Here is a 24,906-nt window from a genome sequence, read left to right on the forward strand (position 1 = left end):
AAAGTCCCGTTGATGATGGCGGTTTTGATACAATTGTCTTCGCGTTGATTTGAGCCGCAGCATTGCCCATACCAAGCACAACTTATATTGAATGGCCGAGGCCGTTCTTATTCACCATAACGAAAGCGCTCCATGTCTGAAGAAAATCTGCAACCAGTATTTCAAATCCAACGCGTCTACCTGAAAGACATGTCGCTGGAACAACCGAACTCGCCAGCTATTTTCCTGGAACAGGAAGCGCCGAGCATCGAGGTGGCCCTGGACGTGGGCGCCGAGCCGCTGGCGGAAGGCATCTTCGAATCGACCGTGACCATCACCGTCACCGCCAAGGTCAAAGACAAGGTCGCTTTCCTGGTCGAAGGCAAGCAAGCCGGCATCTTTGAAGCCCGCAACATTCCAGCCGACCAGCTGGACCCGCTGCTGGGCATCGGCTGCCCGAACATCGTGTATCCGTACCTGCGCGCCAACATCGCCGACGTGATCACCCGTGCCGGCTTCCCGCCCGTGCACCTGGCAGAAATCAACTTCGAAGTGTTCTACCAGCAGCGCCTGCAAGCCGTGGCCGACGCCGCTGCTGCCGCACCGGCTGCCGACAGCACCACCACGCACTAAGTAACCAACCGGACCTCGAACCCGCCGCGCGCGGCGTTCGAGGTTTCCAGACAAGGCAAGCAATGACCTCTCTCCGTTTGATCGCCGCGCTGGCCATGACGCTGGCCGCTGCCGCCAGCCAGGCATCCGAGTTCAAAACGGTGGGCGCCGCGCCTGCGGTGCTGTACGACGCGCCGTCGACCAAGGGCGGCAAGCTGTTCGTGGTGCCGCGCGGCGCCCCGCTCGAAGTGGTGCTGACCTATGGCGAATGGATCAAGGTCCGCGACCTGAACGGCGACATGGCCTGGACCGAAGCCAAGAATCTCACCGGCAAGCGCAACGTCATCGTGCGCGCCGCCAACCTCAAAGTCCGCAGCTCCCCGGACGACGCCGCCACGGCGGCCTTCATTGCCGACAAGGGCGTGCTGCTGGAAGTGCTCGACACTGCCGCCGGCGGCTGGCTCAAGGTGCGCCACAAGGACGGCGCCACCGGCTACGTCAAGAACGCCGACATCTGGGGCGTATGAGCCCCGTCCCGCATACCGCCGTTGCCGGCAGCGTGGCCGGCACCCGCCAGGTCACCGTGCTGGGCGCCGGCGCCTGGGGCACGGCCGTGGCCATGGCCCTGGCCCAGCGCCACGACGTGCTGCTGTGGGGTCGCAACGGCGCCGCCCTGCACGCGATGGGCGCGGCCCGCGAAAACACCGACTACCTGCCTGGCCACCGCTTCCCCGAGCGGCTGCACGTGGCCGCCGATTTCGACGCCGCGCTGGCCCATGCCGCCGGCGCCGACGGCCTGCTGATTGCGGCCTGCCCGGTCGCCGGCCTGCGGCCGCTGCTGAAACAGTTAAAACCCTACAACATCGCCCACGTGGTCTGGCTGTGCAAGGGCTTCGAATATGACACCGGCCTGCTGCCGCACCAGATCGTGCGCGAGGAACTCGGTGACGCCGTGGCCGGCGGCGCCCTGTCCGGCCCGTCGTTCGCGCAGGAAGTGGCGCGCGGCCTGCCGTGCGCGCTGACCATCGCATCGACCTCGCCCCAGCTGCGCGACAGCGTGGTGGCGGCCGTGCACGGCGGTAATGTGCGCGTGTATTCGAGCGCCGACCTGGTGGGCGTGGAAGTGGGCGGCGCCGTGAAAAACGTGCTGGCGATCGCCACCGGCGTGGCCGACGGCCTGGGCCTGGGTTTGAACGCGCGCGCCGCCTTGATCACGCGCGGCTTGGCCGAAATCACCCGCCTTGGCACCGCGCTCGGCGGCCAGGCCGAAACCTTCATGGGCCTGACCGGCATGGGCGACCTGATCCTGACCTGCACCGGCGACCTGTCGCGCAACCGCCGCGTCGGCCTGGCGCTGGCGCAAGGCAAGGCGCTCGACACCATCGTCCAGGAACTCGGTCACGTGGCAGAAGGCGTGCCCTGCGCCAAAGCCGTGCGCGAGCTGGCAGCACGCATGGGCGTGGACATGCCGATCACCAACGCGGTGGCCGGCGTACTGTTCGACGGCGACCAGCCGCAAGCGATGGTGCTGCGCCTGCTGGCGCGCGACCCGCGCGACGAGCAGGTGCTGCGCTAGCGCCGCCTATTCCTCGACGACGTCTTCCTTCGCGCCGCGCATCCACTCGACCAGCGGCAGCGCATCCTTGAAGCCGCCGGCCAGCAGCGGCACCAGCAACTCCGGCTGGTTCAGCGGCACATCGATCTCGGTCCAGATGAAGAAGCTTTTCAGCTTGATGTACTCGATGTGTTCGTGTTCGGGATCGAATCCCTTGGGCGGGCGCATCAGCTTGCCTTCGTCACGGATATCGCCAAAGCGCAACTTGAGCTGCTTGTTCTTCAAGACCTTGCGAAAGCCGGCCGCATCGTCGACCATGTGCTGGCGCAGCGCCTTCAGGCGCCCGGGCGGCGGCATGTATTCGCCGGCGCCGAACAGCATCCGGCCCGAGCCGTCGATCTGCAGGTAATAGGTGGGACCGCCGGCCTTGCTGGGACGGCGCATGTCGTTCGGCGCCACCGCGGCCGAGAAGCGGGTTTTATACGGGCTTTTATCGTGCGCGAAGCGGACGTCGCGGTTGATGCGGAACATCGCTTTTTTCGGGTTGCTGAACTTGACCGCCGGATCGAACTTGCCCAGCTCACCGATCACCTCGGTCACCACCTGCAGGAATTCTTCGCGCAGGATGTCGTAGCGCGGCTTGTTCATCACGAACCAGGGGCGGTTGTTGTTCTCCGCCAGTTCGCGCAAAAATTGCGTCAGATCGCGTAAATGCATGGGTGGTGCTGAACCTTATTTGGGGGGCGGGCGCTTGCCGACGACGACGTCGAGCGTGGTTTCGCGGCTCTTGCGCAGGACCGTCATTTTAGCTTTTTCGCCCGGCACCAGCTGCGCGATCTGGTTGAGCATGCCGTTGGTGTCGCTGACCGGTTTGCCGTCCACCGACAGCAGGATGTCGCCGGGGCGCGCGCCGCCCTTGTAGGCGGGGCCGTTGCGCACCACGCCGGCGATCATGGCGCCGCTCTGGCGCGGCAGGCTGAAGCTGCGCGCCAGTTCCGGCGTGATGTCCTGGGTTTCCACGCCGATCCAGCCACGCACCACGTGACCGGACTTGATGATCGCTTCCATCACCGTCTTGGCCGTGCTCATCGGGATGGCGAAGCCGATGCCGACCGAGCCGCCCGACTGCGAATAGATGGCCGAATTAATCCCCAGCAGGTTGCCATGGGTATCGACCAGCGCCCCGCCCGAGTTGCCGAAGTTGATCGCCGCGTCGGTCTGGATGAAGTTCTCGAAATGGTTGATGTGCAGGTTGTTGCGGCCCAGCGCGGAGATGATGCCCATGGTGACGGTCTGGCCGACGCCGAACGGGTTGCCGATGGCCAGCACCACGTCGCCGACCTGCGCCTGCTCGGCCTGGCCCAGCACGATCACGGGCAGCTTGGTCAGCGCGATCTTGATCACGGCCAGGTCGGTTTCGGGATCGGTGCCGACCACCTTGGCGGCAGCCTTGCGGCCGTCGGCCAGCATCACCTCGATCTCGTCGGCCGCTTCGACCACGTGGTTGTTAGTCAGGATGTAGCCTTCGGCCGAGACGATCACGCCCGAGCCCAGGCTGGAATCCTCGTCGTCGCCTTCGTCGCCGAAGAAGCGCTTGAAGAACGGGTCTTTCATCAACGGGTGCTTGCTGCGCTTGGGCCGCTTGCTGGTGATGATGTTGACCACCGCCGGCATGGCGCGCGCAGCAGCGTTGCGGTACGAACCGCTGGCCAGCGCCGGCGGTTTCGACGGGCCCGCTTCGAGCATCGGCGCGGGCCGCTCGGCGCTGCCCATCTGCTGCAGGCGCACGGGGGCGGCGCGGTCGGAAACCACCGCCGTATAGACAAAATACAGTGCCAGCGCGACGGTGACCGTTTGCGCAAACAACAACCAGAGTCGTCGCATAATTCAACCCGCCGGGCGGGCGTCCTCGTTAATTCTTGAGTTGATCATTCTTGCGTTGATCGTTTTTCAGTGCATCGCGGATCTCGCGCAGCAGCACGATGTCTTCCGGCGTCGGCGGCGGCGCGGCCGGGGCAGCGGGCTTCTCGAGCCGCTGGCGCGCACGGTTCATCAGGCGCACCATCTGGAAGATCACGAAGGCCAGGATCAGGAAGTTGAGCAGGATGGTGGCGAAGTTACCGTAGGCGAACACCGCGCCGAGCTTCTTGGCTTCGGCCAGCGTCAGATTGTAGGCCTGGCCGTTGAGCGGGATGTAATAACTGGCGAAATCGAGGCCGCCAAACAGCTTGCTGATCGGGGGCATGATGATGTCGGTGACGAGGGAATCGACGATCTTGCCGAAGGCCCCGCCGATGATCACACCGACAGCCAGATCGACCACATTGCCCTTCATCGCGAATTCTTTGAATTCTTTCATCATTGCCATAGTTTTATTCCTCCACATGTGGTCTTTTGTTTACAAAACTGCCTGACGATCATACTATTTTTTCAATTGGATTCCAAACACCCTTGCCGTTTGCACACACCGACAAGGAATTGGTTTAAGTTTGATCTGTTGGCACCCGCTGACTCGATAACATCAACAACAGGGGACGATTCAATCGCGCGCTTTCACGAGCGGAAACGGACGCTGCCGGGCAGCGCGCCGGCGAAATATGCTTTCAGAACACTTTTCACCGCGTGGATGTGTCCCGCCTTATAATTTTTATGGTTGCATAAAACACACGAGTGCTCGGCGCTGGATCGTTTTTCCGGAGCATACGCGCTGATCGGCAGGTGGACTTTTGTTGGCACTTTGACAGATTGGGGTAAGCATGGGTAATGAAAAACAGATCGATTCAGGTCGCCGCACCCTGCTCGTTGCGACGGGCGCGGTGGGCGGCGTGGCAGGACTGGCCACGGCCGGGGCGCTGGTATCCACCTTCCAGCCGTCGGAACGGGCCAAGGCGGCCGGTGCGCCGGTCGAGGTCGATATTGCCGCCCTTGGCCCGGGCCAGATGATCACCGTCGAATGGCGCGGCAAACCGGTCTGGGTGCTCAAGCGCACGCCGGAAATGATCGCCTCCCTCAAGAAAACCGATGACAAGGTGGCCGACGCCGAGTCGAAACGCAATCCCGACGAATTCACGCCCGAGTACGCCCGCAACGAATGGCGCTCGCGCAAGCCCGAAATCCTGGTCGCGGTCGGCATCTGCACCCACCTCGGCTGCTCGCCCTCCTCCAAGTTCCAGCCCGGTCCGCAGCCGTCGCTGCCCGACGACTGGGAAGGCGGCTTCCTGTGCCCCTGCCACGGCTCCACGTTCGACATGGCCGGCCGCGTGTTCAAGAACAAGCCGGCGCCCGACAACCTGCAAGTGCCGCGCTACATGTTCCTCTCCGCCACCCAGCTGGTGATCGGCAAGGACGAGAAAGGCGAGGCCTAAGCCATGGCATTCAAGGAAACCAAACTGCCGGCCAATGCGCCGGCTTCGCGCAGAGCGCTGGGCTGGATCGATGACCGTTTCCCGCTGTCCAAGCTGTGGAACGACCAGTGGGGCAAGTACTACGCGCCGAAAAACTTCAATGTCTGGTACATCTTCGGTTCGCTGGCCATGCTGGTGCTGGTGCTGCAAATCGTCACCGGCATCTTCCTGACCATGCACTACAAGCCGGACGCCAACCTGGCGTTCGCCTCGGTCGAATACATCATGCGCGAAGTGCCGTCGGGCTGGCTGGTGCGCTATATGCACTCGACCGGCGCCTCGGCCTTCTTCATCATCATCTACCTGCACATGACGCGGGCGCTGCTGTACGGTTCGTACCGCAAGCCGCGCGAGCTGATCTGGCTGTTCGGTTTCGCCATCTTCCTGTGCCTGATGGCCGAAGCGTTCTTCGGCTACCTGCTGCCATGGGGCCAGATGTCGTACTGGGGCGCCCAGGTGATCGTCAACCTGTTCGGTGCGATTCCCGTCATCGGTCCCGACCTGTCGCTGTGGATCCGCGGCGACTACGTGGTGTCGGACGCCACCCTGAACCGCTTCTTCGCCTTCCACGTGATCGCCATCCCGCTGGTGCTGCTGGGCCTGGTGGCAGCCCACCTGATCGCACTGCACGAAATCGGCTCCAACAATCCGGACGGCATCGAGGTCAAAGACCACCTGGGACCGGACGGCCACCCGCTCGACTCGATTCCATCGCACCCGTATTACACGGTGCACGACCTGTTCGGCGTGTCGGTGTTCCTGCTGATCTTCAGCTGCGTGGTGTTCTTCGCGCCGGAAATGGGCGGCTACTTCCTCGAGTACAACAACTTCCTGCCCGGCGACTCGCTCAAGACCCCGCTGCACATCGCCCCGACCTGGTATTTCACGCCGTTCTACTCGGTGCTGCGCGCCACCACCGCCGACTTCATGTGGGTGCTGATGTGCTTTGTGGCGGCCTACACGGTGTTCATCTGGCTCAAGTCGCGCCTGTCGCTGGTGACCAAGATCATCATCGCCGTGGTGGCGCTGATGGCCATCTTCGGCATGCTGCCGCAGGTGCTCGACGCCAAGTTCTGGGGCGTGGTGTTCTTCGGCAGCTCGGTGGTGGTGCTCGCTTTCATGCCGTGGCTCGACCACTCGCTGGTGAAGTCGATCCGCTATCGCCCGACCTGGCACAAATACGTGTACGCGGTGTTCTTCATCGCGTTCATCACGCTGGGCGTGCTCGGCACGCTGCCGCCGACGCCGGTCGGCACCATCATTTCGCAAGTGTGCACCCTGTTGTACTTCAGCTTTTTCCTGTTCATGCCGTGGTGGAGCACGATGGGCAAGTTCAAGAAAGTGCCGGACCGCGTGGTGTTCCACCCGCACTGAGCCGCTGACTCTCCGTACCTAAAGGACACCGACATGAATTTTGCGAAGAAACTGCTGGCCGCGCTGGCCCTGGTGCCGGCGCTGGTGCTGGCCAACGAAGCGAGTTTCCCTTACGATAAGGCCCCTGACCGTTCGAATAACATGGCCGCACTGCAACATGGTGCAAAATTATTCGTCAATTACTGCCTGAACTGTCACAATGCGTCCTCGATGCGCTACAACCGCCTCAAGGACCTGGGCCTGACCGAGGCGCAGATCCGCGACAACCTGCTGTTTACCGCCGATAAAGTGGGCGCGATGATGACCACGTCGATGAATCCGAAGGACGCCAAGGCATGGTTCGGTGCGGTGCCGCCGGACCTGTCGGTGATCGCGCGGGCCAAGGCATCGGGATCGGGCAGCGGCGCGGACTACCTGTACACGTATCTGCGCACGTTCTACAGGGATGACAACCGGCCCAACGGCTGGAACAACCGGGTGCTGGAAAACGCTGCGATGCCGCACGTGTTGTGGGAATTACAAGGCATCCAGAAGATCAAGACGAAGGAAGTGCCTGATCCGCACGAGCATGGCAAGACGGTTCACCAGTTCGACGGTTTCGAACAAGTCGCGCCGGGCACCATGAGTAAGTTAGAATTCGATAATGCGGTGGCCGACCTGGTCGGCTACATGCAATGGATGGCGGAACCTGCAGCGCAGACCCGCAAGAAACTGGGCGTGGTGGTGATCTTGTTCCTGTCCCTGTTTGTCTTGCTGGCGTGGCGCTTGAGTGCGTCGTACTGGAAAGAAGTGAAATAATCGAGAGCGCCGGAACAGATGCCGGCGCTTGTTTTTGCGATGCCCGCCTGAGCGGGCAATCGGTTCTGGGGTGATCCGTTCGACGGTTCGCCCCCTTTGTTTCTAAGGAACTATAACAAATGATGGTTCTCTACTCGGGCACTACCTGCCCCTTCTCGCAACGTTGCCGCCTTGTGCTGTTTGAAAAAGGCATGGACTTCGAAGTACGCGACGTCGACCTGTTCAACAAGCCGGAAGACATTTCGACCATGAATCCGTACGGTCAGGTGCCGATCCTGGTCGAGCGCGAATTGATCCTGTACGAATCGAACATCATCAACGAATACATCGACGAACGCTTCCCGCACCCGCAGCTGATGCCGGCCGATCCGCTGATGCGCGCGCGCGCGCGCCTGATGCTGTTCAACTTCGAGAAAGAGCTGTTCGTCCACGTGCACGTGCTGGAAAGCGAACGTGCCAAGGGCAACGACAAGAGCCACGACAAGGCCCGTGCCGAAATCCGCGACCGCCTGACCACGCTGGCGCCGCTGTTCCTGAAGAACAAGTACATGCTCGGCGACGAGTTCTCGATGCTGGACGTGGCAGTCGCGCCGCTGCTGTGGCGCCTCGACCATTACGGCATCGAACTGTCGAAGACCGCCGCGCCGCTGATGAAATACGCCGAGCGCATCTTCTCGCGCCCGGCCTATATCGAAGCGCTGACCCCGTCCGAAAAAGTGATGCGTCGTTGAGCACGGGCGCTGCGGCGCCCCGTGTTCATTGCTGCAATAGTTGATCGCCGGCGCGCCATCTGCCCACAGCAGTTGCGCGCCGGGCGTTACCGTAGTCTGGAAGACCATGTCCGAAATCTCAACCAAGCCATACATGCTGCGCGCCATCTACGAATGGTGCACCGATAGCGGCTATACGCCCTACCTGGCCGTCAAGGTCGATGCTGCGACCACGGTCCCGATGGAATACGTGAAAAAAGGCGAAATCGTCCTCAACATCAGCTTCGGCGCCACGTCCGGCCTAAAAATGGACAACGACGCGATCCGCTTCCACGCCCGCTTCGGCGGCGTCTCGCGCGAAATCTACGTGCCGGTCAACAACGTGATGGCCATCTACGCCAACGAAAACGGCCAGGGCATGGCGTTCGAACCGCAACTCGGCGCCGACGCCCCGCCACCGCAACCGTCACCGGCCACCGACGAGCCGAGCGCCCCCGTCCTCACCTCGGTGCCATCGATCGCCCCGGCCCCAGCCGCCGACGCCAAGCCGGACAACCCGACGTCCCCCGACGACGAACCGCCACGCAAGGGCGGCCGCCCGACCCTGACGCGGATTAAATAGCGTATAATCTGCCCCGTACAAGTTTCGCCGACTTAGCTCATTTGGTAGAGCAGTTGATTTGTAATCATCAGGTGGCCAGTTCGAAACCGGCAGTCGGCACCAGCTAGCGTTTCAGCCAACGCGCGAAAAACCCGGAAATCACCGTCTTCATAGGGGATCTCCGGGTTTTTTTACGTCTATTCTTGCGGCAAACTCAGGTGTAAAACGGCTTTTTGGCGGATGCTTTGCCAAAATATGCTAAAACCTTTGCCAAAATTCAGACTCCAACCTTCTTTACCCAAGAGGACATGGTGGGGCACCACGATATCAAGCACTTGCAGACTTACTACAATGCCAGTGCTGAGGACATTGCCCAGCCCCCTTCGTGGGCGCGGAACATAGCCGGGTAGGCCTGCTTGAGTTGCAACGCGAAACCCTTGCCCATGACGCCGGCTGTGTTGACGGTATTGACGACGGCCTCAACTTCGGCGTGGATCAGAGTTCCAGCTGAATCCTGTAACATGCCAGGATCCTCTTTCAAATACTAAAGGTCGCCTGGCTCAAGCAGTGCAGTGCCATCGCGGTAGGTAATCGTGGAGATTTCCCCCACTTCGGGCAGGCGCTTCCAGCCGCTGCTGTCGTGGATCACCACAACGCCATGCTCCACCTCTTGAACTACCCTGTCATCCAAAGAAAATAGAACCGGTCCCGAGTACGCGTAGTCGTCATCGATGAGCGTGGCAATTCGTACCTCAGGACGGGATCGCAGAGCCTCCAGCAGTTCCATGCGCAAGCTACCGGAATTCTTCATCGCGGCGCGGTGGGCCGCGATGCCATTGCGTATGCGCCGCCTGTCGTCGTCGCCAGGATAATCAACGCCAAACTGCGAACGAGCATCAATCTTGTCCAGATCCAGGAGGCCGGATTGTAGCCCGGCATCGATCCAGCGAAAGTCATTGTCTGCGCTTCGCACGTACTTGGAGACCGCCGTATCGTTGACGTCTAAAAAATAGATACGAAGTTCACCGAATTCATACAGCACCATGCGCTCCATCCAGCCGGCGGGAAGCACGAGCACATCTGCGGCGATGGGATCGAGAAAGTACCCGTGGGCTTCATGAAAGGCCGAATCCTCGCCCAGCGCCTCGGCGATGTCGTGAATGTGGGATTGGTCGTGAAAGGGAAAGAAATCGATGTCTATCGACATCGACATCATCTCAGGTGGAACTTCTTTAAGTCCCAAAACCGACAAGCTTCCTGCCACCACAAATTCCTTGTGTGGTCCAAGCTTGCTTGCTTCATTGAGCGCTATTCTGATGTGCTCACGCTGCATGTGCTAGCGACTGAAACTTACGGATAGTGGCAACGAAAGGCGAGTTCTGGCGTAGAGCAGCGGCGCGCGAGGATCTTTCCTCCAAGACGGCGGCGGCGGCAGCAGGACTTTTGAGCAGCTCCCGCCAGGCAGCAATGTAATCCTTGCTGCAAAGGGAATCCTGCTCCCATTTAGCAACCTGAATGTATGCCAGGGAGATAATTTCATCAACGATTGATGGCGCTGCTGAGCGCAAAGCCTTTGCAACCGGCTCATGCTTGACAAGGCGACGTTCGGCCAGCGCCTGGAAAGCCTCAGGCCCTCTACTACCTTGCCGTTGTGGATTGCTCGCCATAATATTATTTGGAACGGGACGTTGTGCGGTGCTACTGGTGGGACCATCATAGCACGCATTGCTCAAAAATGATGCACTTGGGCCGGAGGATGCAAAGCCGCCCCGGGCATCCCATCCGCGCCATTTCACAGCTGTCAACCCTGGCTCCGTCGATGCACTTATCGACATGGCGCATCGTCGGTCCTCTTGCCGCTGCCGCACAAGTCCTTGCGCGCATGTCGTCCGTCCGATCACACGCTGGCAGCCGGTCCAGCGCGATGACGTGTTGCGTCTACATCCTCAAAAAAATCACGCCGCACTTGACCTTGTGTGACATATGTCACATCATGAATACCTTCGTCACAAACGCAGGTCCGTCATGTCCACCCCCTCCATCACCGAACTCACCCTCCTCAAAGCCCTGTGGCGCCACCAGCCGCTGAGTGCGCGCGAACTGCACGAGCATGTTGCTGAAGAACTGGGCTGGTCGTACTCGTCCACCCGCAAGACGCTCGAACGGATGCTGGAAAAGCGCATGGTGGCGCAGCAGGTCAAGCATGGCGTGCAGGTGTACGAAGCGGTGCTGGAGAAGGTCGATACCCTGGCTGCCTTTGCGCGCGACTTCGGCAAGCGCGTGATGGAGATCGATACGCCGCTGCCGGTCATGATGTTCACCGGCAGCAAGCTGGTCGATGAACAGGAGCTCGACCAGCTCGAGCAACTGCTGCAACAGTGGCCCGACGAAACGGGCAGCACCCCATGATTTTCGGCGGCATCGATACCGGCATCGACCTGGACCTGACTCTGGCGCGCCTGCTGCTGGCCGCTGGCGGCTCGCTGGCGGTCGGCTGTGCGGTCTGGGCCGCGGCCCTGCTGTGCCGGCGCTGGCTGCCGGTGCTGACGCAGCAGCGGTCGCTGTGGCTCGGTGCGCAGGTGGCGGTGGCGGTCGTGTTCCTGGCGATGCTGCTGCCGCCGTCCGACAGCCTGCGCGTACTGCCGCTGATCGAGATCGTCGAGCCGGAAGCGGCGCCGGCGTCCGCCGTGCCTGCTGCGGCGGCGGCGACCCATGCTGCAGAAGCGACGCGTCCGGCGCCCGACCTGGTGGCGGTCGCCGCCGACCGGCCGGCATCGGCCTGGATGCGCGATGCGGGCCGCGCCTGGCTGCTGCTGTACCTGTCGGGCCTGGCCCACGCGCTGTGGCGCTGGTGGCGCGCCCAGCGTCTGCTCGACACGCTGGCAGCCAGCGGCCGGGCGCTGACCGGGGCCGACCATGCCGGCCTTGCGCCGGACCAGCAGGCATTGCCGCTGCCGGTGATCGAGGTGGAGGTGCCGATGTCGCCCATGTTGCTGGGCTTGTTCAGGCCGCGCCTGCTGCTGCCGCGCCACCTGCGCGAGGTCGAGGTGTTCCAGCAGCGCCTGATCGTTGCGCACGAATTGACGCACTGGCGGCGCCGCGACCTGCACTGGAGCGCGGCCGCGCTGGTACTGCAAAGCCTGTTCTGGTTCAACCCGTTCATGCGCTTGCTGGGTGCCCGCCTGGGCTGGGCGCAGGAATTCGGCTGCGACCGCGATGTGCTGCGCGGCCGGCCGCCGGCCGAGCGCAAGGCCTATGCGGCAGCGCTGGTGGCGCAACTGCGCTGGCAGCACCGGCCAGCCGGCATGGCGCTGGCGTTCGGTGCCCATGATGGCGGCGCGGGGACGAGCACGCTGGCCGCGCGCATCGGCCTGATTCGCACGCCGGCCACGGCACGCGGCGCCTGGCCGCGCGCGCTTGCGCTGGCCAGCCTGGCAGCGGTGGCGGTGGCCAACTTCGCGCTGCAGCCGGCGCTGGCGTGGCAGGCGGCCGGCCCGGCGATCGAACCGCGGCCGCTGCTGGCCAGTCCGGCCGTCAACGATGCCAGGCTTGCTGCAGCACCGGCAGCACCGGCAGTAATCGATTGCACCGTGATGGTCGATGCCGCCAGCGGCGCCACGCTGGTGCGCGAGGGTACCTGCGACGCGCGCGTCACGCCGGCGTCCACGTTCAAGATCGCCATCAGCCTGATGGGCTTCGACAGCGGCGTGCTGCGCGACGACCATGCGCCGTACCTGCCCTACAAGGCCAGCTATGCGTCGAGCAATCCATCCTGGCGCCATGGCACCGATCCTGCCGGCTGGCTACGCGAATCGATCGTCTGGTACTCGCAGCAGGTGACCAGGCGCCTGGGCGCAGCCAGCGTGCGCGGCTACGTCCAGGCCTTCGATTACGGCAACCGCGACCTCTCCAGCGTGGCCGGGGTGACCGAAGCGGTCGCAGTGTCCGAGCTGTCGCCCACCTTGCGCATCTCGCCGCAGGAGCAGACGGTCTTCCTGCGCAAGGTGGTCAACCGCAAACTGCCGCTGTCGCCGCACGCTTATGAGGCGACCGCGCGCCTGCTCAAGCTCGACGCCATGCCCGCCGGCTGGGAAGTCCATGGCAAGACCGGCACTGCGCCGGTACAGCTGGCCGACGGCCGCACCGACCGCGACAACAATATCGGCTGGTTCGTCGGCTGGACCATCCGGGACGGCCGCACCTTGGTGTTTGCACGGCTGATGCAGTACCCGGTCCAGAGCGCGGGCTATGCGGGTCCGAAAACGCGCGCGGCCTTCCTCGACGAACTGGCGCAGCGGTCGCTGTAATGCGCCGGCCGCTGCCGGGGATATTGCTGCTGGCGGCGCTTGCGCCAGTATCGATGCCGGCAGCGCAGGCGCAGGCGCAGGATGAGGCCACCCAGACCGTGACCATCACGGCCCCGCGGGAGGCGGTCATCAGGAAGGTGGACAAGACCGTGGTGGACGTCGCCACGCTGGCCCGGGCGCAGAACGGCACGGCGCAGGACGTGCTGCAAGCGACGCCGGAAGTGTCGGTGACAGCCGACGGCAAGTTGTCGGTGAAGGGCAATCCCAACGTCACGGTGCTGGTCGATGGCAAGCCCAGCGCAATGCTCAGCGGCGACGAGCGCGCCGTGGCGCTGCAGACCATGCGCGGGGCCGACATCGCCAGCGTGGAGGTGATCACCAATCCGTCGGCTGCCTACGACGCCAACGGCGGCGCCATCGTCAACCTGGTCCTGAAACGCCACCGCCAGCCTGGCGCCCATGGGCAGTGGCGCGCCAGCCTGGCCGACCAGGGTTTGTGGAATGCCGGCGCGGCGGGCGATATCACAGCGGGCAAGCTCGGGGTGCATGCCAGCGTGGCCTATCGCCAGGACGGCACGCAGAAATGGCGCCAGTCCACGACCGACGCGACCCATCCGCAGAACGGCATGTCGGAATCGACCAGCCAGACGTCGGCGGTGTTCGTGCGCCGTATCGTGCGCAGCGCCAGCGTGGGCATCGACTACGCACTCACCGATACCGACAGCGTGAGCGTGTCGGCGCATTACAACCAGCGCGGCTCGCGGCCCTGGCTCGATGTGCGCAACGTTCATGTCACCGCAGCGGGGCAGACGGTTTTTCACCGGCTGTCTTCCGGCCCCAACCGACAGTCGGACCAGGACGCCAGTGCGACCTACACCGGCCAGGGCGCGGGGTCGGTGCTGAAGGCGGTACTGGCGCACAGCAGCACCCGCAGCCTGGTCGACAAGTCCTACCGCGACGTGTCCGCTGCAGACGACCCGGCTCCCGCGCTTGCCGCCAGCGCCGGTCGTGGCGCGACCGGCGCCGTGCGCCGGCTCGACCAGGCCACGCTCGACTGGACCCGCGCCGCCGATGCCGGCCAGTGGGGCATGGGCATCGACGTCCAGCAGGAAACCAGCGCGCTGGCCAACTACCAGGCACAGGTCGCGCCCGACACCGGCGCCGAAACGCCCGATCCCGCCACCACCAACGGCTACACGGTCGCCACCACACTGGCTGCCGCCTACCTCACCGACAAGATCCGGCGCGGCCGGTGGGAAGTGCTGCTCGGTGGCCGCTTCGAACGCATGACGCTGCAGATCGCGCCGTCCCAAGGTGCGCTCCCGACGCAGCGCGGACAAGCCTTCAATCCGAGCGTGCACGCCGTGTATGCGCTCAGCGACACGCTCGACGTCACGCTCAGCGGCCGCCGCAGCCTGCAACGGCCCGACCCGCGCGACCTCAACCCCTTCACCACCTACGTCGATGCGCAAAACCGGGTGCGCGGCAATCCCGGATTGCAGCCGCAATTGCTGACCGCGTGGGAACTGGGCGCCAACATCGGGGGCCGACGCGTGAGCGCCAGCGTCGGCGCCTTTTATCGCCGCAGCCGCGACACCGTCATCGACGCCCGCAGCTTCGGCGCCGATCACGTGCTGGTCACCTCGCGCCGCAACGGCGGCCAGGCCCGCGCCACCGGCGTGACCGGCGCCATCGACTGGACGTGCGCCACCGCGCTGCGCCTGGGGATCGATGGCGGCGCCTACGTCGCGCAGCTCGACACGCCCGACCTGGACCAGCAACGCGCCGACCGCAATGTGCGTCAACGCCAGCTGACCGGCTACCTGACGCTGCGTGCCGGCTACCACGCGGGACCGGACGACGTTTCGCTCGACGCCCAATGGCAAGCGGCCGGCATCACGCCGCTGGGCGGCTACGGCGCCACCAGCGGCGTCAACGTGGCCTGGAAACGCAGCGTGAGCGCCACGCTGAGCCTGACCGTCAACGGCAATGACATCTTCGACGGCAGCCGGCGCAGCTGGCGCACCGACGCCGGCACGCTGCGCCAGCGCGGCGCCGATCACTTCGTGGCGCGACGCTGGTATGTGGGGCTGGTGAAAAAATTCGGGTAATGCCGGCCGGATGCTGCGGGCCTACCTGGCCGGCGGTGCCCTCAACAACTCGCCCAGCGTGCGCGCGGCGTTATCGCCCCACCAGTTCCACAGCTGCTCGATCTGCTGGCGGTGGGCCTGGTAGTAGGCGTTACTGGACGACAGCCACAGTGTCGATGCCCGGATCGGGCTGGTGAGGCGGATCACGCGGTCGCCGTAGCGTTGCTGCACCGCGCGGTCGAGCGCATCGGCGTTGGCCAGCGACATGGCAAAACCGTCCACGCGCCCTATCACCAGCTTGTCGAGGTTGCTGACAGCATCGCCAGCGCCGCTGTCCACCAGATAGCCTTCGTCGCGCAATTGCTCGCCCAGCGGCGACCCCTGGTTGGTGGCCAGCCTGCGCTGTTTGAAGTAGCGGCGCGGGCTGGTGCCCGGGGCGATGCGGTCGGCGCTGCGCACATACACCACGGCCGTGACCCGGATGCCGCGCCGCGTGTCGGGCGCGCCGCCTGCGGTCAGCGGCAGCGCCGAATACCGGCGTTCGCCGTCGCGCAGGTCCACCGGCGCCAGGTCCACGCTGCCGTCGATCAGCGCATAGCGCAGGCGCGCGGTGGGCAGCCGCACCAGGTGCGCCGTGCAACCGACGCTGCGCACCGCCGCACGCAGCAACTCCACGCCGGGACCGGCCGGCTCCGGCACCACCGTGCCGCTGCCGAGGTAATACGGCAGGCGCTCGCGGTCGGGATAGCCGACCCGCATCGTGCACGCGCGCGCGGCCAGCTGGTCGCATAGCAGAACGGTCAGGACGAACGTCATCTTTTTCATGTCGGAACTCCGGTCGGGGGCCGCCGGTGTAGCGGCAAACGCGCTTCGTTTTTACCACGTTTTTGCAGCCTGTCCCCTGTTTTTCGCAGTTCGTCACATGCCGGTGGCTGGGCAAGTCGCCCCTGTCTATAGTTCACTCATCGCAACGACACAACCACCACCAAGGAGCTCAAAATGAACATCGCAAAAAACATGGAAGCCATCTTCATCGCCACCGTCATCATCGCCGGCGCCACCTCGATGGCCACCGCCAGCACCCCTGCCCCGCGCATCATCATGGCTGCCGATACCGTCGTCGCCAAGCACGTGAGCGCAGCGCCGATGCAAGTGGTGACCATCACCGCCAAGCGCCTGACCGCTGCCGAAAAAGCTGCCCTGTAATCACCGACCGACCAACCCGGAGCGCATCATGAAAACCACCCTGAAAGCTGCCATGCTGGCCGCGGTACTGTGCAGCGGCGCCCCTGCCGCGCTGGCCGCGGAACTGAGCAGCGAGAGCCGCAGCGTCGATGCGCGCACGGTCGATCTCAACCTCGACGGCGTGATCTGCGTCAAGGTCAAACAGGGACCGGTGGCAGCGCTGATCTTGTACGGCAAGCCGGAAGAACTGAAGCAGGTAACGGTGGTGCAAAGCGGCGACCAGCTGCGCATCGATACCGGCAAGCGCAATACCATCAGTTTTGGCAACAAGCGCGACCTGCGCGCGGAACTGACCTTGCCCAACCTGCGCGAAGTGGTCTCCGGTGGCGTGGGCGCCACCGAGGTGAACGGATTTAGCGGCGACACGCTGCGCCTCACGCTGCAGGGCGCAGGCGCCGTCAAGGTCAACGCACAGTACCGCCATGTCGATGTCAACCTGGGCGGCATCGGCGGCATGACCGTCAATGCCGGCAACAGCGACAACGTCGACCTGCATCTGAACGGTGCTGGCCGCATAGAGATGATCGGCCAGACCAAGCAATTGAACGCCTCGCTCGGCGGCGTGGGCAGCCTCGACGCGCAGCAGCTGCGGGCGCAATCGGTCGATGTGCAGCTGTCGGGACTGGGCAGCGCCAGCGTGTATGCGACCACGCGCGCCAACATGACCCTGAGCGGACTCGGTTCGGCCACCGTCTACGGCAAGCCGGCCAGCCGCCAGTCCAGCGCCCAGGGCCTGGGCAGCGTGAACTGGCAATAGAGAATGCGCCGGCAGGACTGTCCCTGCCGGCAGCTATGGGAAACACATGGGTGTGTTTTTTGCGCCGTCCGCGGGATGATCTCCTGCCGGACGGTTTTTTTTACCTGGCGCGGCTGCTGTCGTGACCGAGCACGATGCGCAGGTCGTGCGGCGACGTCTCGCGGCGGACCTTGAGCGGTATGTCGAGCTGCTGCGACAGCGCATCGGCCACCTGCTGCTGCGCCTGCGGATACTCGATGCGGGTGCGCGGCACCTTGAACGGCCGGGCGTTGGTCAGGCGTACCGTGGCCAGGCGCAGGGTGCTCTCGCCGTCCGCATCGAGCATGCGGGCCAGGCGCGCCGCCGCCCCGGTGACGCCGTTGCCGTTGCTGATTTCCAGCCGCAGCGGTGCTGGCTGCGGCGACGACGCCGGCAATGACGCGGCAGGTGGTGCCGATGGTGCCGATGGTGCTGATAATGCCGATGGTGCCGGCGCCAACGACGACGCGGCCGATGTCGGCGGCGACGCCGCCGCGAGCCGCACCACCTGCACCATGGCGGCGCCGAGCTGCTGCACCTGGGTACGCGGCAGGTCCGCGTAGGGAGACGGCGCGACCGGTGCGGCAACGACGGCATCGGCGGCAACCGTACGCGCGACTGCAGCGGCAGCCGATCCAGCAGCAGACACCGCGTTGGCGCCGGCGTCGGCGAGCAGGGCATAATCGCGGCGCGCGTCGTGCGCGCTCAGGATGGCGGCCTGACGGTAAAAGCGCGTGGCGCGGTCGCGCTGGCCGTCGGCGTCGAGCGCGGTCGCCAGGCGCGCCCAGTTGGCGGCGTTCATGGGATCGCGCAGGCAGGCGCGCTCCAGGGCCGTGATCGCGTCTGCCGGCGGAGACGATGCCGGCGGCGCTGCAGCAACGCCGGCAGCAGGCAGGCCGCCGCAGGCTGCCATCAGCAAGCCGCCGGCCACCGTCGCTACCGCTGCAGCAATCGGAATACTCTTCATCATGCGCTCCTTGACTATTGGCCCGTGGGCAGCACCGAGCGGTAAATCGAAATGCCGGCCGGTCCGATCAGCACCAGCATCAGCGTGGGAAAAATACAGAAGATCAGCGGGAACAGCAGCTTGAGTGCGATCTTGGCTGCCGCTTCTTCGGCCTGCACGCTGCGCTTGCTGCGCAGATTGTCGGAGTGGACCCGCAGCGAATCGCCCATGCTGGTGCCGAAGCGCTCGGACTGGATCAGCATGGCCACCAGCGTGTCGACATCTTCGACGCCGCTGCGCAAGGCTAGGTTACGCAGCGCCTTTTCCTTGCTGAAGCCGGCGCGCATTTCCATCAGCACCAGTTGCAGCTCCTGCGCCAGCGTCACGCTCTTGATGTGGATTTCGCCGGCCACCTTGGCCAGTGCCCGTTCCAGGCTCAGGCCCGCCTCCACGCACACGGTCAGCAGATCGAGTGCATCGGGAAAGGTTTCGAAGATTTCGCGGCAGCGGCTGGCGGCGCGCCGTGCCAGCACCAGGTTGGGCAGGTAGTAGCCGATGCTGGCGGCAATTAGCAGCAGCGCCAGGTGGCCGCGTTGCGGGACGCCGCCCGTGAGCGCGGCCACCAGCAAGGCCGCCAGTGCCGGCAGGGCCAAGGCCAGCACGGTCTTGGCGGCGAAATACAGCGACGGCGCCGCGGCGCTGCGCCAGCCGGCATTCATGAACCGCGTGCGCAGCGGCGAGCGTTCCCAGCCCTCCTCCGGCACCGACAGGCGCGAGAACGGCTGCGCCGCGTGCGCCACTTTTTCCACCCAGCCCTGCTGAAGATCGGACGGGGCGGAGGTGGCGGCGATGGCGGCGGTCGGCTCGGACGCCACCGCGCCACCGAGGCGGGCGCGCACCTGCCCCGGCGCGAACAGCCGCACGGCCATCACCACCAGCCCCGCCACCACCGCAAACACCAGCGCCAGAAACATCCAATGCTGTCCGGTCATGCCAGGCTCCCCCGCTAGATGCGGATGCGTATCAGTTTTCGCATCCATAACACGCCGCCGGCGGCGATCGCCCCTGCATACCACATCAGGGTCACGCCGATCGGATCGGTCCACAGCACGCTGATGTACCCCGGGTTGGTGAGCGACATCAGCAGCATCACCACCAGCGGCAGCAGGCCCAGGATCCAGGCCGACATGCGTCCTTCGGCCGACATCACCCGCACCTGCGCCAGCAGTTTCAGGCGTGCGCGGATCAGGCGACTGATATTGCCGAGCGCCTCGGCCAGGTTGCCGCCCGACTCGCGCTGGATCAGCACCGCGATGATCAGGTAGCGCAGGTCGGTCAGCGGCACGCGCTGGGCCAGGTTGTGCAGCGCCTCGCTCATCGACACGCCGTAGTTGATTTCCTCGTAAGCGGCGCGGAATTCGCCGGCGATCGGCTCCGGCAATTCGTCGGCCACCATCTGCATCACGTTGGCGAACGAATGGCCGGCGCGCAGCGCGCGGCCAAAAAAATCGGCCGCCTCGGGCAGCTGCTGTTCCAGCCGGGTGAGCCGCTCGCGGCGCGTGCGCAGCAACACCATCCACGGCAGCGCCAGGGCCAGGCCCAGACACAGCAGCGCGCCCATGCCGGGCAGTCCCGCCACCGCTGGCGCCACCAGGCCGACAGCAGCGAGCAGCAGCGTCCAGCCGAGAAACTGCGCCACCGACCACTGCACACCCGCTTGCAACAGCAGCCGGTCCAGCGCGGCGAGCCGGCACCAGGGACCGATGCGGCGCAGCAGGCGCTCGATGGCCGGGCGGCGGCTGTAGGTGCGGCGCTTGACGATGTCCACCCGCTCGGCGCCGCCCGGTCCGCGCTCGGCCATCAGGCGCAGGCGCCGTGCGATCCGGCGCGCACCGCCGCCGTGGGCGGCCGACCACCACAGCCAGGCGCCCTCCACCGCCAGGATCACGGCGGCAAACAGCAGCACGGCAAAAGCGGTGAAGACGGTGTCCATCACGTCAGCCTATTCGAACACGCGACCGGGATCGAACACCGTGTCCGGCACCGGCACGCCGAACATGCGCAGGCGGTCGGCGAAACGGGGCCGCACGCCGGTGGCGGAAAACGCGCCCTGTACGCGGCCCTGGGCATCGACCCCGCGCTGCTCGAAGCGGAAGATTTCGTGCATGGCGATCACATCGCCCTCCATCCCGGTCACTTCCTGCAGGCTGACCAGCTTGCGGCTGCCGTCGGTCAGACGCGAGACCTGCATCACCACCGTGACCGCAGAGCAGATCTGCTGGCGCGTGGCGCGCGGCGTCAGGTTCACGCCCGCCATGCCCACCATGTTTTCCAGACGCGCCAGCGCGTCGCGCGGGGTATTCGAGTGGACCGTGGCCAGCGAACCCTCGTGGCCGGTGTTCATCGCCTGCAGCATGTCCAGCGCCTCCGGCCCGCGCACCTCGCCCAGGATGATGCGGTCGGGCCGCATGCGCAGCGCATTGCGCACCAGCGAGCGCTGGTTCACCTCGCCCTTGCCTTCGATGTTAGGCGGCCGCGTTTCCAGCCGCACCACGTGCGGCTGGCGCATCTGCAGCTCGGCCGCATCCTCGATGGTGACGATCCGTTCGGCCGCCGGAATGAAGCCCGACAGCACGTTGAGCAGCGTGGTCTTGCCGCTGCCGGTGCCGCCCGAGATCAGGATATTGACTTTGGCGTGGCCCAGCGCCTGCAGCACCTCCACCATCGGCGGGGTCAGGCTGCGGTTGGCCAGCAGCTTGTCGATGGTGAGCGGATTGACGGCGAAGCGGCGGATCGACAGGATCGGTCCGTCGATCGCCAGCGGCGGGATGATGGCGTTGACGCGCGAGCCGTCGGGCAGGCGCGCATCGACCATCGGGCTCGATTCGTCCACCCGGCGCCCGACGCGCGAGACGATCTTCTCGATGATCTTCATCAGGTGGGCGTTGTCGTTGAAGGTGACGTCGGTCAGTTCCAGCCGGCCGGCGCGCTCCACGTACACCATGGCGGCGGTATTGACCAGGATGTCGGAGACGCCCGGATCGGCCAGCAGCGGTTCGAGCGGGCCGAAACCGAGCATCTCGTGCTGGATGTCGAGCACCAGGCTGTGACGCTCGTGCTGGTTGAGCACGATGCGCTCCTCCTCGATGATGCGCTGGACCAGCAGCGCCAGCTCGTGCTTGAACTGCTCGGGCGTGAGCCGCTGCAGCCGTTCGAGGTCGATGCGTTCCATGATCAGGTGGTGCATGCTCTTCTTCAGCTCCTGGTAGGCGGCAGCGGCCAGGCCCGGCGTGCCTGCCATACCGGCTACCGCCAATGCACCGTGGTGGACGTCGCCGGCCACTGCCAGGCGTTCGCGCAAGCTCATGTCGTTCTCCTAGTCGATGTGATGGTCATTGCCGTTGCGGCCGAACAGGCGGTCGAACAGGCCGCGGCTCTCGGCCACGCGGCGCGCCGTCACCAGTTCCACCATGTCGGCCAGGCTGCGCGCCACCGTGCTGCTGCGCGACAGTTGCAGCACGGGGATGCCCTGGTTGACCGAATCGGTCGCCGACAGGTAGTCGTTGGGCACCGTGTGCATGACCTCCGCGCCCAGCGCCTGCTCCAGGTCCGCCAGGCGCAGCTTGCCGCCCTTCTCGTAGCGGTTGACGATGAGCCGCATCCGTTCGCCGGGATAGCCGAGCGAGCGGAAGATATCGAGCAGGCGGCGGCCATCGCGGATATCGGGCAGCGCCAGTTGCAGCACCGGGTAGATCGAATCGGCCTGGTCGAGCGCACGCAGCGAGATGGCGTCGATCTGGCGGCCCACGTCGAGCACGATGTAGTCGTAGTGCTGACGCGCCACGCGCAGGATGGTGTCGATGTGCTCGGGCTTCATTTCCACCAGGTGCTGCGGGTCGTCGGCAGCCGCCAGCACGCCGAAGTTCGAGGCCACGTGCACCAGGCACGAGTCGAGGAAGGCGCCGTCCATGCGCCCGATCTGGGCGCAGATGTCGGACAGCGTCATGGCCGGCTTTTGGTCCGACACATACAGCGTGGCGTCGCCGAACTGGGGGTGCAGGTCGATCAGCAGCACCCGCTTGTCGGCCAGCGCGGCCAGCGCGTAACCGAAATTGGTGGACAAGAAGGTGGCGCCGCTGCCGCCCTTGCACGAAATAAAAGCCAGCACGCGGCCGTCGCGCACGCGGCTGACGCCGGCCGCGACTTCGATGCGATCGATCGCTTCATGGAAGGCGCGGTGCACCAGCGGCAGCTGCAGCACTTCGCGCATGCCGGCGCGCATGGCGCGGATCAGCAGGTCGTGCTGCGGCGCGCGCGTGAGCAGCATGAACGACGCTGCCGGATAGTGGCGCGACAGCCGTTCCACCAGGTCGCCGTCGGCCGGTTCCACATCGCTGGCATCAAAAATCACCAGGTCCGGCGACTCGGGCAGCTGGCGCTCGACGGCGTCGCGCAGACCGTGGCGCGCAGCCACCAGTTGCACCGCCGGCAGGCGCGCCGATCCCTGCGCCGCCACCTCGGCGTGCAGCAGGCTGTCATTGCTGATCATCAGCGCTCTCATGGCCGCTCCTTATTTGTTATCGATGACGAAGGTGGGCTGCGGCGGCGGATCGCTGAACGATTTCTGATAGCGCGCATAGCCCTGCTGCGCCGCCTTGCCGTCGATGCCGGTCACCGGGTCCGGATTGCGGCCGGCATCGGCGTCGAGCACCTGCAGCGCCAGCGCCAGGCGGGCATTGGCGCCGAAGTGGGTGTCCCAGTACGGGGTGGTGGGCGCCGGCGTCAACACGGTGCAGCCGGCCAGCGCGCACGCCGCCGGCATCACATGAACAAGTCGCATAAAGGTTCCTGAAGGTTAGCGGGAAGGTGTCGCTGCCGATGGTGCTGCTGGTGCTGCTGGTGCCGATGGTGCCGCTGGTGCTGCGCCTTCCAGCCGGCCGCCCAGCAACAGTTCGGTGCGCGTGGGCGGCACCACGCTGTCGGTCGGCAGCCGCACCTCGGCCGGCAGCGGGCGCACCAGGCGCGGGGTGACCACGAACAGCAATTCGGTGCGGTCGTGCTGGAAGTCGGTACTGCGAAACAGCGCCCCCAGAATCGGCAGCTCGCCCAGGATCGGCAAGCCATGGATATTGCTGGTGCGGTTGTTCTTGATCAGGCCACCGATGGCGAAGCTCTGGCCGTCGATCAGCTCCACCGTGGTGGCCGCGCGCCGGGTGGTGATCAGGGGCAGGACCGCGCCGCTCGTCAGGCCGCTGGCCGAGATGCCGACACCCTCGCGCGACAGCTCCGACACTTCCGGCGCCACCCGCAGGTTGATGCGGCCGCCGGCCAGCACGGTGGGCGTGAAGCGCAGGCCTACGCCGAATTCCTTTTCTTCCAGCGTGACCTTGTTGTTGTCCTGTGCGACCGGCACCAGGATTTTGCCGCCGGCCAGAAAACTGCCCTCCTGGCCGCTGATGGCCATCACGGTCGGCTCGGCCAGGATGCGCACCAGGCCCTCCTGCTTTTCGGCGGCGATGCCGAGCCGGTCGCCACTGGCGCGCCCCACGCCCAGGGCGCCGCGCAGGGTGCCGCTCAGGAAGTTCGAGGCCAGCACGCCGGCCCAGCTGCCGCCACCGACGCCGAGCGCAAAACCGCTTTCGAGCTTGTCGAGCAGGGTCTTCGAGACTTCGGCGATTTTCACTTCCAGCATCACCTGCTGCGGCGCGCCGACGTTGAGGAAATTGATCACGCGCGCCTGGCCGCTGCCCGTGTTGCCACCGCTGCCACCGCTGCTGCTGCCGGCAGGCGCCGCCCCGTCCCTGTCGCCGGCCAGGGCCCGCGCCGGCCGCCGCACGTAGGCCTGGGCCAGCTCCAGCACGCGCGCGCCCGCCTGCGTGTCGCTGACGGTGCCGCTCAGGACCAGGGTGTCGCCGGCGGCAGTGACGACGATCTGCCGTTGCTCCGGCATCAGCGCTGCCAGCGACGCCTGCAGGGCGCCGGGGTCGATGCCCACCGTTACTTCGACCACGTTGCAGACGCCGCTTCGGCCCTGCACGATCATATTGCTGGTGCCGATGTCGGCGCCGGCCAGGTACAGCGTGTCCGGCGCCACCAGCATCGCCTCGAGCACGGCCGGGTTGCCCACGCTGCGCGCCGTCACCGCCTCGGGCATGCGCATCAGCGTTGATTTCCCCAGCTGCAGCGACAGGTGACCGGGCGCGGCAGCCTGGCCGGCGCAGCGCAGCGTGCCGCCGCCCGGTGCCGGCCTGGCGGCGGCAGGCGTCGCCACCGCTGCGGAGGTTGCCGGGGTGGCTGCGCCCGCAGCCGCCGGGGTGGCCGCACCGGGCGCCGCTGCACCGGGCGCCGCCGCGCCGGGCGCCGCCGCGCACGCCGCGCCCGGCAGCGCCAGCCCGCACAGCATCAGCAGCGCGCGCAGCGGCGGCGCGATCAGCGCCGCGAACCGGGGCCGTAGCGGCGGCAGCAAGCCGGAACCGGGCTGGCGACAGGTGCGATCAGCGGTCGTCATGG

The 24,906-nt window shown here is 65.6% G+C and carries 27 protein-coding genes and 1 tRNA gene; 14 read left to right on the top strand and 14 right to left on the bottom strand.

The features are described 5' to 3' along the window. The first annotated feature begins 132 nt into the window (after nt 1–132). The 3 genes from secB to ASF61_RS18370 all read left to right on the top strand — a co-directional run bounded on the left by secB (nt 133) and on the right by ASF61_RS18370 (nt 2,167). Nucleotides 133–612 carry a protein-export chaperone SecB gene (secB, locus tag ASF61_RS18360; RefSeq protein ID WP_056159165.1) on the top strand — a complete coding sequence of 160 codons (480 nt, stop codon included), beginning with the start codon at nt 133–135 and terminating at the stop codon, nt 610–612. A gap of 62 nt (nt 613–674) precedes the next feature. Then, nucleotides 675–1,118, top strand: a complete 444-nt coding sequence (locus ASF61_RS18365) for an SH3 domain-containing protein (RefSeq protein WP_056159167.1) — start codon at nt 675–677, stop codon at nt 1,116–1,118. Beyond that, a complete protein-coding gene (locus tag ASF61_RS18370) occupies nt 1,115–2,167 on the top strand; it encodes an NAD(P)H-dependent glycerol-3-phosphate dehydrogenase (RefSeq protein WP_056159170.1) in 1,053 nt (350 codons plus the stop codon). The genes ASF61_RS18365 and ASF61_RS18370 overlap by 4 nt, the downstream gene beginning before the upstream one ends. Before the next feature lie 6 nt (nt 2,168–2,173). On the opposite strand, the gene ASF61_RS18375 is transcribed toward ASF61_RS18370, so the two are convergent. From ASF61_RS18375 to mscL, 3 genes are read right to left on the bottom strand one after another with little or no spacing between them, the layout of a single operon-like run. Next, nucleotides 2,174–2,863, bottom strand: coding sequence for a DUF2461 domain-containing protein (locus tag ASF61_RS18375; protein WP_056159173.1), 690 nt, complete (start codon nt 2,861–2,863; stop codon nt 2,174–2,176). A 15-nt stretch (nt 2,864–2,878) separates the two neighbouring features. Continuing rightward, nucleotides 2,879–4,012, bottom strand: coding sequence for a Do family serine endopeptidase (locus ASF61_RS18380; RefSeq protein ID WP_373994565.1), 1,134 nt, complete (start codon nt 4,010–4,012; stop codon nt 2,879–2,881). Nucleotides 4,013–4,058: 46 nt separating this feature from the next. Next, a complete protein-coding gene (mscL, locus tag ASF61_RS18385; RefSeq protein ID WP_056159180.1) occupies nt 4,059–4,514 on the bottom strand; it encodes a large conductance mechanosensitive channel protein MscL in 456 nt (151 codons plus the stop codon). 388 nt (nt 4,515–4,902) lie between these two features. Between mscL and petA the strand changes: the two genes are divergently transcribed. From petA to ASF61_RS18415, 6 genes are all read left to right on the top strand, one after another. Beyond that, nucleotides 4,903–5,511, top strand: a complete 609-nt coding sequence (petA, locus tag ASF61_RS18390) for a ubiquinol-cytochrome c reductase iron-sulfur subunit (protein ID WP_056159181.1) — start codon at nt 4,903–4,905, stop codon at nt 5,509–5,511. 3 nt (nt 5,512–5,514) lie between these two features. After that, on the top strand, nt 5,515–6,924 hold the full coding sequence (locus ASF61_RS18395) for a cytochrome bc complex cytochrome b subunit (RefSeq protein ID WP_056159184.1): 1,410 nt from the start codon (nt 5,515–5,517) through the stop codon (nt 6,922–6,924). Between the two features lie 33 nt (nt 6,925–6,957). Further along, complete coding sequence (locus ASF61_RS18400; protein WP_056159188.1) at nt 6,958–7,722, top strand: cytochrome c1; 765 nt, start codon at nt 6,958–6,960, stop codon at nt 7,720–7,722. Between the two features lie 119 nt (nt 7,723–7,841). Further along, the gene (locus tag ASF61_RS18405; protein WP_017877976.1) at nt 7,842–8,453 is read left to right on the top strand and encodes a glutathione S-transferase N-terminal domain-containing protein; all 612 of its coding nucleotides are present in this window, start codon (nt 7,842–7,844) and stop codon (nt 8,451–8,453) included. Nucleotides 8,454–8,559: 106 nt separating this feature from the next. Further along, nucleotides 8,560–9,054, top strand: coding sequence for a ClpXP protease specificity-enhancing factor (locus tag ASF61_RS18410; RefSeq protein ID WP_056159191.1), 495 nt, complete (start codon nt 8,560–8,562; stop codon nt 9,052–9,054). A gap of 26 nt (nt 9,055–9,080) precedes the next feature. Beyond that, nucleotides 9,081–9,156, top strand: a tRNA-Thr gene (locus tag ASF61_RS18415). A 223-nt stretch (nt 9,157–9,379) separates the two neighbouring features. Here the strand turns inward: ASF61_RS18415 and ASF61_RS23475 are convergent. The 3 genes from ASF61_RS23475 to ASF61_RS23480 are packed head-to-tail and all read right to left on the bottom strand — an operon-like array spanning nt 9,380 to nt 10,838. Beyond that, on the bottom strand, nt 9,380–9,556 hold the full coding sequence (locus ASF61_RS23475) for a hypothetical protein (RefSeq protein WP_156369637.1): 177 nt from the start codon (nt 9,554–9,556) through the stop codon (nt 9,380–9,382). 21 nt (nt 9,557–9,577) lie between these two features. Next, entirely contained in the window at nt 9,578–10,366 is a 789-nt protein-coding gene (locus ASF61_RS18420; RefSeq protein ID WP_156369638.1) for a DUF6036 family nucleotidyltransferase, read from the bottom strand. After that, nucleotides 10,356–10,838: a hypothetical protein gene (locus ASF61_RS23480; protein WP_156369639.1), complete on the bottom strand. Its 483-nt coding sequence runs from the start codon at nt 10,836–10,838 to the stop codon at nt 10,356–10,358. Before ASF61_RS23480 ends, ASF61_RS18420 begins: the two co-directional genes overlap by 11 nt. A 220-nt stretch (nt 10,839–11,058) precedes the next feature. On the opposite strand from ASF61_RS23480, the gene ASF61_RS18425 reads away from it, so the two are divergent. Genes ASF61_RS18425 through ASF61_RS18435 form a run of 3 tightly spaced genes read left to right on the top strand, consistent with a single transcriptional unit; the run spans nt 11,059 to nt 15,451 of the window. After that, on the top strand, nt 11,059–11,442 hold the full coding sequence (locus tag ASF61_RS18425) for a BlaI/MecI/CopY family transcriptional regulator (RefSeq protein WP_056159198.1): 384 nt from the start codon (nt 11,059–11,061) through the stop codon (nt 11,440–11,442). Continuing rightward, a complete protein-coding gene (locus ASF61_RS18430) occupies nt 11,439–13,340 on the top strand; it encodes a M56 family metallopeptidase (RefSeq protein ID WP_056159201.1) in 1,902 nt (633 codons plus the stop codon). Before ASF61_RS18425 ends, ASF61_RS18430 begins: the two co-directional genes overlap by 4 nt. After that, nucleotides 13,340–15,451 (top strand): TonB-dependent receptor, encoded by a 2,112-nt coding sequence (locus ASF61_RS18435; RefSeq protein WP_056159203.1) that lies wholly within the window; start codon nt 13,340–13,342, stop codon nt 15,449–15,451. Before ASF61_RS18430 ends, ASF61_RS18435 begins: the two co-directional genes overlap by 1 nt. Before the next feature lie 21 nt (nt 15,452–15,472). Here ASF61_RS18435 and ASF61_RS18440 read toward each other — a convergent pair whose 3' ends face one another. Continuing rightward, on the bottom strand, nt 15,473–16,255 hold the full coding sequence (locus ASF61_RS18440) for a hypothetical protein (RefSeq protein ID WP_056159206.1): 783 nt from the start codon (nt 16,253–16,255) through the stop codon (nt 15,473–15,475). 174 nt (nt 16,256–16,429) lie between these two features. Between ASF61_RS18440 and ASF61_RS18445 the strand changes: the two genes are divergently transcribed. Continuing rightward, a complete protein-coding gene (locus tag ASF61_RS18445; RefSeq protein WP_056159208.1) occupies nt 16,430–16,636 on the top strand; it encodes a hypothetical protein in 207 nt (68 codons plus the stop codon). A 28-nt stretch (nt 16,637–16,664) separates the two neighbouring features. Further along, nucleotides 16,665–17,432 (top strand): GIN domain-containing protein, encoded by a 768-nt coding sequence (locus tag ASF61_RS18450; RefSeq protein WP_056159211.1) that lies wholly within the window; start codon nt 16,665–16,667, stop codon nt 17,430–17,432. 100 nt (nt 17,433–17,532) lie between these two features. Here the strand turns inward: ASF61_RS18450 and ASF61_RS18455 are convergent, their stop codons facing one another. Genes ASF61_RS18455 through ASF61_RS18485 form a run of 7 tightly spaced genes read right to left on the bottom strand, consistent with a single transcriptional unit; the run spans nt 17,533 to nt 24,904 of the window. After that, the gene (locus tag ASF61_RS18455) at nt 17,533–18,420 is read right to left on the bottom strand and encodes a LytR C-terminal domain-containing protein (protein WP_156369640.1); all 888 of its coding nucleotides are present in this window, start codon (nt 18,418–18,420) and stop codon (nt 17,533–17,535) included. A gap of 11 nt (nt 18,421–18,431) precedes the next feature. Further along, nucleotides 18,432–19,388, bottom strand: a complete 957-nt coding sequence (locus ASF61_RS18460; RefSeq protein ID WP_056159216.1) for a type II secretion system F family protein — start codon at nt 19,386–19,388, stop codon at nt 18,432–18,434. 14 nt (nt 19,389–19,402) lie between these two features. Further along, nucleotides 19,403–20,389: a type II secretion system F family protein gene (locus tag ASF61_RS18465; RefSeq protein ID WP_056159220.1), complete on the bottom strand. Its 987-nt coding sequence runs from the start codon at nt 20,387–20,389 to the stop codon at nt 19,403–19,405. 9 nt (nt 20,390–20,398) lie between these two features. Then, nucleotides 20,399–21,763, bottom strand: a complete 1,365-nt coding sequence (locus tag ASF61_RS18470) for a CpaF family protein (protein ID WP_056159223.1) — start codon at nt 21,761–21,763, stop codon at nt 20,399–20,401. Between the two features lie 9 nt (nt 21,764–21,772). Further along, a complete protein-coding gene (locus ASF61_RS18475; RefSeq protein WP_056159227.1) occupies nt 21,773–22,957 on the bottom strand; it encodes a CpaE family protein in 1,185 nt (394 codons plus the stop codon). A gap of 9 nt (nt 22,958–22,966) precedes the next feature. Further along, on the bottom strand, nt 22,967–23,236 hold the full coding sequence (locus ASF61_RS18480) for a hypothetical protein (RefSeq protein WP_056159230.1): 270 nt from the start codon (nt 23,234–23,236) through the stop codon (nt 22,967–22,969). A 15-nt stretch (nt 23,237–23,251) separates the two neighbouring features. Beyond that, nucleotides 23,252–24,904 (bottom strand): type II and III secretion system protein family protein, encoded by a 1,653-nt coding sequence (locus tag ASF61_RS18485; protein ID WP_229205921.1) that lies wholly within the window; start codon nt 24,902–24,904, stop codon nt 23,252–23,254. Nucleotides 24,905–24,906: the final 2 nt, after the last annotated feature.

Origin of the sequence: Duganella sp. Leaf126, from assembly GCF_001423125.1 — a bacterium.
Classification (GTDB): domain Bacteria; phylum Pseudomonadota; class Gammaproteobacteria; order Burkholderiales; family Burkholderiaceae_D; genus Rugamonas.

Bases quoted from the DNA above. Each gene is read 5' to 3' on its own strand.
- ASF61_RS18410 (WP_056159191.1), top strand. From the start codon at position 8,560: ATGTCCGAAATCTCAACCAAGCCATACATGCTGCGCGCCATCTACGAA.
- ASF61_RS18375 (WP_056159173.1), bottom strand. From the start codon at position 2,863: ATGCATTTACGCGATCTGACGCAATTTTTGCGCGAACTGGCGGAGAAC.
- ASF61_RS18430 (WP_056159201.1), top strand. From the start codon at position 11,439: ATGATTTTCGGCGGCATCGATACCGGCATCGACCTGGACCTGACTCTG.
- mscL (WP_056159180.1), bottom strand. From the start codon at position 4,514: ATGGCAATGATGAAAGAATTCAAAGAATTCGCGATGAAGGGCAATGTG.
- ASF61_RS18400 (WP_056159188.1), top strand. From the start codon at position 6,958: ATGAATTTTGCGAAGAAACTGCTGGCCGCGCTGGCCCTGGTGCCGGCG.
- ASF61_RS18455 (WP_156369640.1), bottom strand. From the start codon at position 18,420: ATGATGAAGAGTATTCCGATTGCTGCAGCGGTAGCGACGGTGGCCGGC.
- ASF61_RS18425 (WP_056159198.1), top strand. From the start codon at position 11,059: ATGTCCACCCCCTCCATCACCGAACTCACCCTCCTCAAAGCCCTGTGG.
- ASF61_RS18365 (WP_056159167.1), top strand. From the start codon at position 675: ATGACCTCTCTCCGTTTGATCGCCGCGCTGGCCATGACGCTGGCCGCT.
- ASF61_RS18440 (WP_056159206.1), bottom strand. From the start codon at position 16,255: ATGAAAAAGATGACGTTCGTCCTGACCGTTCTGCTATGCGACCAGCTG.
- ASF61_RS18485 (WP_229205921.1), bottom strand. From the start codon at position 24,904: ATGACGACCGCTGATCGCACCTGTCGCCAGCCCGGTTCCGGCTTGCTG.
- ASF61_RS18470 (WP_056159223.1), bottom strand. From the start codon at position 21,763: ATGAGCTTGCGCGAACGCCTGGCAGTGGCCGGCGACGTCCACCACGGT.
- ASF61_RS18435 (WP_056159203.1), top strand. From the start codon at position 13,340: ATGCGCCGGCCGCTGCCGGGGATATTGCTGCTGGCGGCGCTTGCGCCA.
- ASF61_RS18370 (WP_056159170.1), top strand. From the start codon at position 1,115: ATGAGCCCCGTCCCGCATACCGCCGTTGCCGGCAGCGTGGCCGGCACC.
- ASF61_RS18445 (WP_056159208.1), top strand. From the start codon at position 16,430: ATGAACATCGCAAAAAACATGGAAGCCATCTTCATCGCCACCGTCATC.
- ASF61_RS18450 (WP_056159211.1), top strand. From the start codon at position 16,665: ATGAAAACCACCCTGAAAGCTGCCATGCTGGCCGCGGTACTGTGCAGC.
- ASF61_RS18475 (WP_056159227.1), bottom strand. From the start codon at position 22,957: ATGAGAGCGCTGATGATCAGCAATGACAGCCTGCTGCACGCCGAGGTG.
- ASF61_RS18460 (WP_056159216.1), bottom strand. From the start codon at position 19,388: ATGACCGGACAGCATTGGATGTTTCTGGCGCTGGTGTTTGCGGTGGTG.
- ASF61_RS23475 (WP_156369637.1), bottom strand. From the start codon at position 9,556: ATGTTACAGGATTCAGCTGGAACTCTGATCCACGCCGAAGTTGAGGCC.
- ASF61_RS18405 (WP_017877976.1), top strand. From the start codon at position 7,842: ATGATGGTTCTCTACTCGGGCACTACCTGCCCCTTCTCGCAACGTTGC.
- petA (WP_056159181.1), top strand. From the start codon at position 4,903: ATGGGTAATGAAAAACAGATCGATTCAGGTCGCCGCACCCTGCTCGTT.
- ASF61_RS18465 (WP_056159220.1), bottom strand. From the start codon at position 20,389: ATGGACACCGTCTTCACCGCTTTTGCCGTGCTGCTGTTTGCCGCCGTG.
- ASF61_RS18480 (WP_056159230.1), bottom strand. From the start codon at position 23,236: ATGCGACTTGTTCATGTGATGCCGGCGGCGTGCGCGCTGGCCGGCTGC.
- secB (WP_056159165.1), top strand. From the start codon at position 133: ATGTCTGAAGAAAATCTGCAACCAGTATTTCAAATCCAACGCGTCTAC.
- ASF61_RS18420 (WP_156369638.1), bottom strand. From the start codon at position 10,366: ATGCAGCGTGAGCACATCAGAATAGCGCTCAATGAAGCAAGCAAGCTT.
- ASF61_RS18395 (WP_056159184.1), top strand. From the start codon at position 5,515: ATGGCATTCAAGGAAACCAAACTGCCGGCCAATGCGCCGGCTTCGCGC.